Source organism: Vibrio sp. 811, assembly GCF_033339195.1.
Genome location: NZ_JAWOUB010000191.1, coordinates 1 through 888, shown reverse-complemented (window position 1 = coordinate 888; position 888 = coordinate 1). Strand labels below are relative to the sequence as shown.

General features: G+C 45.2%; 1 protein-coding gene. It reads left to right on the top strand.

What is annotated here, in order from left to right:
• Window positions 1-291 precede the first annotated feature (291 nt).
• Window positions 292-888 (top strand): choice-of-anchor I domain-containing protein (locus tag R7Q46_RS25760; protein WP_411978771.1); only part of this gene is annotated, 597 nt, incomplete at its 3' end.

Here is an 888-nt window from a genome sequence, read left to right as displayed (position 1 = left end):
TCAATCACCGCCATCGTCGTTTCAAATTCAATCTTTTCAGGTGACGATGCAAGCACATCAAGAAATTGTTGTAGTTCCATTTTCATTCCAAATCCTAATGCCATCGCAATCTCGCCAATGACACATTTGTTTCATAAAAAGCCCATATAAGAGTCATAAATCATACATATATTCAGAGCCTTACCAAATCACACGTCAATCAATGTTCTATTATCGTCCACTGCAGTGAATGAATAGATATCTGAAAATCATGCATTGAGCGACAGTATATCGGATTGATAAGGAGATATCATGACCACCCCACTTAAGGCAATAGGTGCAATGGCGTTATCGACGCTCGCCATCGCATGTTCATCGCAACAGAACGATGTTATCGCATCTTTCAGTGCACAATGTAAGCCGATCAGTTCACCCGCTGTTGGGGAAACCTCAATCCAAGGTTTGACGTTTGTTGGGTCATCTATCGCCGATGCGCCGTTTGATACTTCTGCCGCAGAAATCGTGAACTATGATGCGTGCACGGACAAACTCTACGTGGTCAATGCTCAAGCCAAACGTGTGGATGTGTTGTCGCTCAACGAAAGCAGTGCGCCTTCACAAACCGATTTTATTGACCTAACCGATGCGGGCACTTCCGCAGGTATTGAAATCGGCGCGGCCAACATTGTTGCTGTATTTAATGGCTTAGTCGCCGTCGCGATTGAAAACAATAATAAGCAGGAAGATGGCTTGATCGCGCTGTATCGCTCGGATGATCTTTCTCTAATCACCACTTTCAAAACCGGTGCGCTGCCAGATATGGTTGGTTTTTCTAAAGATGGTCGTTACATTGCCACCGCAAACGAAGGCGAACCGAACTCCGATTACAGTATCGACCCCGAAGGTAGC